The sequence below is a fragment of the Pseudonocardia zijingensis genome (genome assembly GCF_042657305.1).
GTDB lineage: Bacteria > Actinomycetota > Actinomycetes > Mycobacteriales > Pseudonocardiaceae > Pseudonocardia > Pseudonocardia zijingensis.
The window spans coordinates 157,646-165,770 of sequence record NZ_JBHSKO010000012.1 but is presented as its reverse complement, the minus strand read 5'-3'; the positions used below and the strand labels follow the sequence as shown (position 1 = coordinate 165,770).

Sequence of the window (8,125 nt, the reverse complement as noted above, 5' to 3'; positions counted from 1 at the left end):
GTCGCCCTCTCGGGAAATGACGTCAGGATTCGGCGGCGGCCGTGGCCCGCGACCGCCACGCGCCCCACAGCTCGGCGTAGCGGCCGCCGGCCGCGATCAGGTCGGAGTGGGTGCCGCTCTCCACCACGCGCCCGTGCTCGAGCACCACCACGCGATCGGCGGCGGCGGCCTGGGTGAGGCGGTGGGCGACGACGAGCGTGGTGCGCCCGGCCGTGGCGGCGGCGGCCGCCTCCTCCAGCCCGCGGGCGCCGAGGCTGCCCGCCTCCGCGGTGGCCTCGTCGAGGATCGCCACCGCCGGGTCGCACAGCACCAGCCGCGCCAGCGCGAGCTGCTGGGCCTGCGCCGCGGTGAGGGCGTGCCCGCCCTCCCCCACCCGGGTGTCGATGCCCTCGGGCAGCGCGTCGACCCACTCGAGGGCGCCGACGCACGCCAGCGCGGCGCGCACCTCGTCGGCCGACGCCTCCGGCCGGGCCAGCCGGACGTCGTCGGCCAGCGCACCGGCGAACACGTGCACCTCCTGGCTGACGATCGCCACGTGCCGGCGCACCTGCTGCGGGGTGAGGTCGCGCAGGGGCACCCCGCCCAGCCGCACGGACCCCGCGGAGGGCACCAGCAGCCCGGCCGCGATCGCCGCGAGCGTGGTCTTCCCGGCGCCGGTGGAGCCGACGAGGGCCACCCGCTCCCCCGCCTCGATCCGCAGGCTCACACCGTGGACCACCGGCACCCCGGGCTCGTAGCCGTACTCGATCCCGGCGAGTTCCAGCGAGGAGTCCGCGGGCGCGCGGGCGGCCACCAGGCGGGCCGTCGACTCCTCGGGGATGCGCAGCACGCCCACGAGCCGAGCGAGGCCCGCGCCCGCCGACTGCACCTCGTCGAAGCTGTGCAGCACCGTGCCGACCGGGTCGAAGAGGCGGTGGAACAGCAGCGCGGCCGCCGTGGCCGCCCCGACGGTGACCGCTCCCTGGCGGACCAGCAGGAACCCGGCCACGAGGATCACCGCGAGGCCGACGAACTCGGCCCGGTTGGTGCGGCCCACGAACCGCGTGAACAGCGTGACGATCCCGATGGACAGGTCCCGCGCGCGGCCCGCGGCGGCGTCGATCTCGGCGAGGTGGCGCTGCTCCAGCCCGTAGGCGTGCACGGTGCGCGCCCCGAGCATGCTCTCCATCAGGGCCTGCGACCGGGCCGCCACCGCCGTGCGCTGGTCGGCGTACATCGGTGCCGACCGCGGCAGGTACCACCGCAGGCCCGTGACGTACAGCGGCACCGCGGCCAGGCCGGCGAGCCCGAGCCGCCAGTCGAGGCCCGTCATCGCGACGAGCCCGAGCACGGCCACCAGCAGCGACGAGATCACCTTGGGCAGCACGTCGGTGACGGCGCGGCCGATCGTGTTGACGTCGTCGCCGATGCGCGAGAGCAGATCGCCCTTGCCCGCCTTCTCGACCACCGCGTTCGGCAGGGTGAGCGCCCGCCCCACGACCCGTTCGCGCAGCGTGGCCAGCACCGTCTCGCCCAGCCTGCTCGTGAGGTAGGTGGCCGCCCCGGAGCTGACGCCGCCGACGACGGCGGCCACCACCAGCACGATCGCGATGGTGAGCAGCGACGCCGAGTCGTGGCCGGTGACCCGGTCCACCATCTCGCCGAAGACGTAGGCGGGCAGCACGGTGGCGGCCGCCGCGACGAGCCCCACGCCCACCGTGACCGCCGCCAGCGGCAGGTGCGCGCGCAGCTCGCCGAACAGCCACGCCCAGGACTCGCGCGGGCCGGCGACGGGGAGGAGGTCGGCCATCAGCGCAGCACCGCCTTCCGGTACCCGGCGTCGCGGTCGGCCAGCTCGGCGTGGGTGCCGCTGGTGCGCACCACGCCCCCGTCCACCACGACCACCCGGTCGGTGGTGGCGAGCAGGATCGGGCTGCACGTCACCAGCACCGTGGTGAAGGTGTGCCCGGGCCCGTGGCGCAGCGCCGCCAGCCCCCGCGCGATCGTGTGCTCGGTGACCGGGTCGACGGCGGTGGTGGGGTCGTGCAGCACCAGCACCGGCGGCCGGGCGTGCAGCGCCCGGGCCAGCGCCACCCGCTGCCGCTGGCCGCCGGACAGGCTCGCGCCCCGCTCGGTGACCTCCGTGTGCAGGCCGCCCGCGTGCACGTCGACGACGTCGTGCGCGGCGGACGCGCGCAGCACGGCGTCCAGGTCGGGATCCAGCTCGGATTCGCCGACGCCGTCCGTGCTCGCCGTGATGTTCGACAGCAGGGTGCCGGTGAAGATGTCGGTGTGGTGCGGCTCGACCAGCAGCGCCGCCCGGGCGGCGCGGTGCTCGGCCGCGGCCAGGTCGGTGCCGCCGATCGCGATCGAGCCGCCGTAGTCGTCCGGCGCGACCCGGCCCGACAGCACCTCGACGAGCGCCTCCGCGTCGGCGGCGCGCGGCGCGACGACGCCGACGAGCTCGCCGGGGGCCACCGCGAGGTCGAGGCCGTCGATGCCGCCGCGGCGCAGGCCGGTGATCTCGAGGCCGTGCGGTGGCGGGTCGAGGCCGCGCTGCCCCTCCGGCACGAGCGGCGGCGCCGACAGCACCAGCGCGACGCGGTTGGCCGACGCCCGCGCCTCCGCCACCCAGCTCGGCACCACCGTGAGCTGGACGAGCGGCTCCACGAGGAACTGGGCGAGCCCGATCACCGTGACGAACTGCCCGATGCTGAGCGCTCCGTCGAGCGCCAGCACGCCCGCCGCGATGGCGATGCCCGCGGCCAGCAGGTTGCTGACGGTGGCCGAGATCCCCTCGAAGCCGCGCTGGGTGCGCGCCGCGCGCAGGGTGGCCCGCAGCGAGCGCCTGCTGACGGCGCGGTAGCGCTGCGCGGCCGCGTCCTGCGCGCCGATGCCGCGCAGCGGGCGCAGCCCCGAGACGAGGTCGGTGGCCACCGAGGCGGCCTCCCCCGCGGTCTCCTGCTGGTGCTGGATCCGGCGCGTGATGAGCGGGGTGCCCAGGTGCAGGACGAGCAGCACGAGCGGGGTGCCGAGCACCACGGCGAGCCCGAGCGGCACGTTGATCAGCAGCAGGGTGACGGCGCAGACCGCCGTGGCGGTGACCGATGCGACGATGCGGGGGATGTAGTCCAGCAGGTAGGACGCGTTGTCGGCGTCGCTGCTGGAGATCGTGAGCAGCTCCCCGGACCGCAGGTCGGTGCGGACGCCCCGCGGTTGCAGGATCTTCCCGGCCACCTCGACGCGCAGGGTGTAGCCCTCGCCCGCCTCCGCGTACGTGAGCAGCCGGGCGCCGAACCGCCACATGAGCGAGAGCACCACGAACAGCGCGGCCAGCACGCCCACCCACAGCACCAGCGCCCCGGTGTCGCCGGTGGCCACCGCGCGGTCGATGATCACGCCGATCACCACCGGGACCAGCGCCTCGCAGATCTGGTGGCCGCCGTACATGGCCGAGCCCGCCGTGAGCCAGCCGCGGTTGCGGCGGATCCCGTCGAGCAGGACCCGCGAGCCCGTCGTCCGCTGGGACATCTACCCGCGGTCCCGGGCGGCCCGCAGCGACTCGGTGATCGACCGCAGGATCTCGGCGGAGCGCACCGCGATGTTCGACAGCAGCGAGGACGTGAGGCCGTGGGTGTGCTCGGTGCCGCCCTGCAGGTAGATGCTGCCCGGGAGCCGCTGGGGCACCTGCAGGCGGTAGTCGCGCGTGACCTGCGGCTCGCCCGCCAGCACCTGCGGCTCGCAGAGCTGCCCGAGGATGCCCTGCAGCGGCATCGGGTCGAAGCCGGTGGCGTACACGACGGCGTCGCAGTCGAGCGCCTCGACCCGCCCCGTGGGGTGGTGGAGCACCTCCACCCGCACGCCGTCGGCGTGCTCCTGCACGTCGCTCACGCTCGACGCGCCGTGCACGAAGAGGCGCCGCTCGCCGGAGACGCGCTCGGCGTACTCACGGCGGTAGAGGCTCTCGATGAGGGACAGGTCCACGCACGAGTAGTTGGTGGACCGGTGGTACTCGAGCAGCTGCCTGCGCACGCCGGGCTCGGCGGCGTAGAAGTCGTCGACGGCCGCGGGGTCGAAGACCCGGTTGGCGTACGGGCTGTCGTCGGCCGGGCTGTAGCCGTAGCGGGCGAACACCCCGTGGACCCGGGCGGCGCCGAAGCGGTCGTGCAGGTACTCCGTGACCTCCGCGGCGCTCTGGCCCGCGCCGACCACCACGAACCGCTGGTGGCGCAGGTCGGGCAGCTCGTCGATGTGTTCGAGCAACCGGTGGTTGTGGAACTGCCGCACCGAGGGTTCGATCCCGTCCGGCAGCCGCGGCGTGAGGCCGCCCGCGAGGACGACGTTGCGGGCGGGCAGGGAGACCGCGCCGCCCGGGCCCTCGACGTCGACCTCGAACCGGCCACCCGCGTCGCGCACCGCCACGGCCCTGGTGCCGTACCGCACCCGCGCCGACACCGATTCCGCGGCCCACGAGAGGTAGTCGTGGAACTCGAGCCGGGTGGGGAAGAACGTCTGGTGGTTGATGAAGTCGACGAGCCGGTTGCGCTCGGACAGGTAGTTCACGAAGCTGTAGCGGCTGCGCGCATTGCGCTGCGTGGCCAGGTCTTTGAGGAACGATATCTGCATGGTGGTGCCGGGGAGAAGCATCCCGGTGTGCCACCCGAACTGCTCTTTGACCTCCACGAACTCGGCCCGGACGGGCCGCTCGCTCACCGCGTTGTGCTCCTCGATCGCGATGGCGAGTCCGAGGTTGGACGGCCCGAAACCGATTCCCACCAGGTCCAAGGGCTCATCGCCCTCGCCGTGCTCCTGCGCGATCCCCGGAGGCAGCGCCTCCTCGGACATGACGAGCGACATGATCACCTTTCCCCCGAGCTGAGCGTAGCCTAGCCTAACCAGGCGCCTCGTCAACGCCGCTTGATCCACGTCACGATCGCTTCCCCCGCGCTGGTCGGAGGGACTACAGACTCCCTACCTCACGCCAGCAGCTAATGCTAGCCTCAGCTAACTTCTCCGAGGGGTGTTCATGCAACCGACCCACAGAGGTCTCTCCGGACAGGACCGCGGGATGGTCCGGCGCCAGTTCCGGCGAACGGGCGCGACATTCGTCGCTTTGCTGCTCGCGTTCGCGATGGTCGCCGGTTGCGGCAGCGCCGCCACCGACGCCGGCAATTCGGATCCCACGGTCCCGATCGCGCACAAGTTCGGCGAGTCCAGGGTGCCGGTGAACCCCGAACGGGTCGTCACCGTCGGCTGGAACGACCAGGATTTCGTGCTCGCACTCGGCGTGGTCCCGATCGTCACGCGAGCCTGGTTCGACAACTACGACAACTACCCCTGGGTGCAGGAAGCCACCGGCGGGAAGGGTGTCGAAACCCTCAGCGGCGAGGGCATCCAATACGAGGACATCGCCGCCGCACGACCCGATGTGATCTTCGCGATCTACGAGACGATCGACCAGGCCACCTACGACCGGCTCTCCCAGATCGCGCCCACGGTCGTCCAGCCCGGCGACTACCCGGACGAGGAGACCCCCTGGGACGTCCAGCTCCTGCTCACCGGCCGTGCGCTGGGCAAGGAGGCCGAGGCGCAGGCCCTCGCCGACCAGGTGAACGCCCGGATCGAGGAGGCCAAGGCCGCCAACCCGGGCTTCGCGGGCAAGGTGCTGGTGGAGGACTTCGGCCCGGAGAACGGCGGGCACTACCTCATCGGCGGGGGCGATCCCCGGCGCGCCCTGTTCGACGCGCTCGGCTTCGAGGCCCAGGACGCCGTCGGCGACGTCAGCGAGGAGAACGTGTCGCTGCTCGACCGCGACATCCTGTTCGTCAACGGCGCCACCAAGGAGCAGATGATGCAGTCCCCGGTGTTCGCCGGGCTGGACGTCGTGCGCCAGGACCGCACGCTCTACACCACGTTCGACTCCAACCTGGGCGGGGCGCTGTCCTACAGCGGCCCGGAGGCGCTGCTGTACGCGCTCGACCAGCTGGTGCCGCAGCTGTCGAACGCGGTCAACGGCCGGCCGATCGCCGACCTGTCGAACGCCTGATCCGCGGGCTCGGGTGGCCCCACCCGGCGCAGCACGCGCGGTGGGGCTACCCGAGCCCGGTGAGCACCGCCGGGGGCATCTTCATCGCCAGCAGCACGATGAGCAGGTTGAGCACCACGGCGAACACGGCCACGGACACCAGCACCGTGCGCCACCGCTGCTTCGCCTGCACCCGCAGCAGGGCCACCAGCCAGATCAGCGAGGCGTAGAAGAACGGGATCACCAGCGCGAGCAGCGGCAGCGCCACCAGCCACGCGGTGAGCGCGAACACCCGGCGCCGCACACCGGGGTCCTCGTCGCCGGGGCCCGTGACGCCGGGATCGTCGGCGCGCCCGTCGGCCACCGACGCACCGATGTCGAGGATCTCCCCGTCGGTGAGCGACCGGCCGGAGCGCACGCGCAGGACGTCGGCCACGAGGTTGTACCCCGCGGCCAGCGTGCCGCTGACCGTGATGAAGGCGGGGAACCAGTACGTCGGGCTCGCGACGGCCTGCAGCGAGACCACCGCCGCCACCACGAAGACCGCGAGGACCACCCCGTCGGCCCAGATCCGCACCACGCTCAGGTCACCCACGGGTCGCCTCCTCGGTCGGTCCGGTCGCCGCCCGCTCGCCCGTGAACCTCCCGAGCAGCCGGCCGAAGACGTCGGTGAACCCCGCGATCAGCGTGACGAGGACGAGGGCGCCGATGAGGAGCACCGACGGGTCGGTCAGCCAGCCCCACCCGTACCGGCCCACCGAGATCCACAGGTAGTTCTCCGCGCCGGTCCCCAGGACGAACCCGATGAGCAGCGGCGGTCGGGGCCACTTGAGCGCCTGCATCAGCCAGGCGAGCAGGCCGATGAGGACGACGGCCACCACGTCACCCCACCGGACCCCGGCCTGGTACCCGGCGATCACCATGATCACCAGCAGGAACGGCCCGTACGTGTACGGCTTGAGAAGGCTGATCCGGCTCAGGGTGCCCGCGAGCGCGGCACTCGACATGGCCCCGATGGCGTTGGCGAGCACCAACGTCCAGATGATCACGAAGATCAGGTACAGGTTCTCCGGCGCGAGCATGCTCGGACCGGTGGAGATCCCCATCGTCGCGAAGCCGCCCAAGAGGATCGCCGCCGTCGCGCTGCCGGGGATGCCGAACATCAGGGTCGGCACGAGCACGCCGCCGTCCTTGGCGTTGTTGGCGGCCTCGGGGGCCATGACCCCGCGGATGTCGCCCTTGCCGAACTGGTCGCGGTCCTTGCGCACCGCCTGCTTCGTGGCCCCGTAGGTGATCCAGTCGATCACGCTGCCGCCGATCCCGGGGACGATGCCCAGCGCGCTGCCCAGCAACGAGTTGCCGACGAGCACCCGCGGGTGACGCAGGGCGGCCCGGGCCCCGCGCAGCACGCCGCCGCGCTGGTGGGCCAGCATGGGCGCCACGGCCTGGTCCTGGGTGAGCAGCGACAGGATCGACGGGATCGCGAAGAGCCCGATAGCCAGGATGGACAGGTCGAGGCCGTCGTAGAGGTAGAAGATCCCGCCGACGAACCGGTAGTCGCCGGTCATCGACGCGCTGCCGATGGTGGCGAGCAGCATCCCGAGCAGGCCCGACATGAACGCCGGGCCGACCGCTCCCCTGGCGAGCACCCCCACGAGGCTGAAGCCCAGCAGCGTCAGCATGAACAGCTGGGGCGAGCCCATGCCGACGATGATCGGGCGCGCGAGCGGGATCAGCCCGAGCAGGACGACCGCGCCGATGAACCCGCCGAGCATGTTCGAGGTGAAGGCCGCGCCGAGGGCGACGTTGCCCAGGCCCTTGCGGGCCATCGGATAGCCGTCGACGACGGTGGCCTGCGACGCCGCGGTGCCGGGCACGCCCATGAGCACCGACGGGAAGGTGTCGCCGATCGTCGTGGCGGCGTTGAGGCCGATCAGCATGGCGATGCCGCTCGCCGGTTCGAGGCCGACGATCAGCGGGAGCAGCACCGCCATGCCGGTCAGCCCGCCCAGCCCCGGGACGAGTCCCAGGACCAGGCCGATGCCGACACCGAGGAACAGCCAGACGAGGTGGTGGGGGCTGAGCAGGATCTGCAGCGCCTCGAGCGCGGATGCGAGCACC

Annotated in this window: 6 protein-coding genes; 1 reads left to right on the top strand and 5 read right to left on the bottom strand. The window is 72.8% G+C overall.

The features are described 5' to 3' along the window. Nucleotides 1–22: 22 nt before the first annotated feature. The 3 genes from ACFPL3_RS23400 to ACFPL3_RS23390 are packed head-to-tail and all read right to left on the bottom strand — an operon-like array spanning nt 23 to nt 4,836. Entirely contained in the window at nt 23–1,789 is a 1,767-nt protein-coding gene (locus ACFPL3_RS23400) for an ABC transporter ATP-binding protein (RefSeq protein WP_343943084.1), read from the bottom strand. After that, nucleotides 1,789–3,510 carry an ABC transporter ATP-binding protein gene (locus ACFPL3_RS23395; RefSeq protein ID WP_379589644.1) on the bottom strand — a complete coding sequence of 574 codons (1,722 nt, stop codon included), beginning with the start codon at nt 3,508–3,510 and terminating at the stop codon, nt 1,789–1,791. The genes ACFPL3_RS23400 and ACFPL3_RS23395 overlap by 1 nt, the downstream gene beginning before the upstream one ends. Further along, entirely contained in the window at nt 3,511–4,836 is a 1,326-nt protein-coding gene (locus tag ACFPL3_RS23390) for a lysine N(6)-hydroxylase/L-ornithine N(5)-oxygenase family protein (RefSeq protein WP_343943081.1), read from the bottom strand. A 256-nt stretch (nt 4,837–5,092) separates the two neighbouring features. Here ACFPL3_RS23390 and ACFPL3_RS23385 point away from each other — a divergent pair, with 256 nt between their 5' ends. After that, nucleotides 5,093–6,025 carry an ABC transporter substrate-binding protein gene (locus tag ACFPL3_RS23385; protein ID WP_343943080.1) on the top strand — a complete coding sequence of 311 codons (933 nt, stop codon included), beginning with the start codon at nt 5,093–5,095 and terminating at the stop codon, nt 6,023–6,025. A gap of 46 nt (nt 6,026–6,071) precedes the next feature. On the opposite strand, the gene ACFPL3_RS23380 is transcribed toward ACFPL3_RS23385, so the two are convergent. Further along, nucleotides 6,072–6,599, bottom strand: a complete 528-nt coding sequence (locus ACFPL3_RS23380) for a hypothetical protein (protein ID WP_343943079.1) — start codon at nt 6,597–6,599, stop codon at nt 6,072–6,074. After that, nucleotides 6,592–8,124, bottom strand: coding sequence for a tripartite tricarboxylate transporter permease (locus tag ACFPL3_RS23375; protein ID WP_343943078.1), 1,533 nt, complete (start codon nt 8,122–8,124; stop codon nt 6,592–6,594). Before ACFPL3_RS23375 ends, ACFPL3_RS23380 begins: the two co-directional genes overlap by 8 nt. Between the last annotated feature and the right edge of the window lies 1 nt (nt 8,125).

Excerpts from the sequence above, each read along its gene's own strand:
- ACFPL3_RS23390 (WP_343943081.1), bottom strand. The coding sequence starts at position 4,836 with ATGTCGCTCGTCATGTCCGAGGAGGCGCTGCCTCCGGGGATCGCGCAG.
- ACFPL3_RS23395 (WP_379589644.1), bottom strand. The coding sequence starts at position 3,510 with ATGTCCCAGCGGACGACGGGCTCGCGGGTCCTGCTCGACGGGATCCGC.
- ACFPL3_RS23400 (WP_343943084.1), bottom strand. The coding sequence starts at position 1,789 with ATGGCCGACCTCCTCCCCGTCGCCGGCCCGCGCGAGTCCTGGGCGTGG.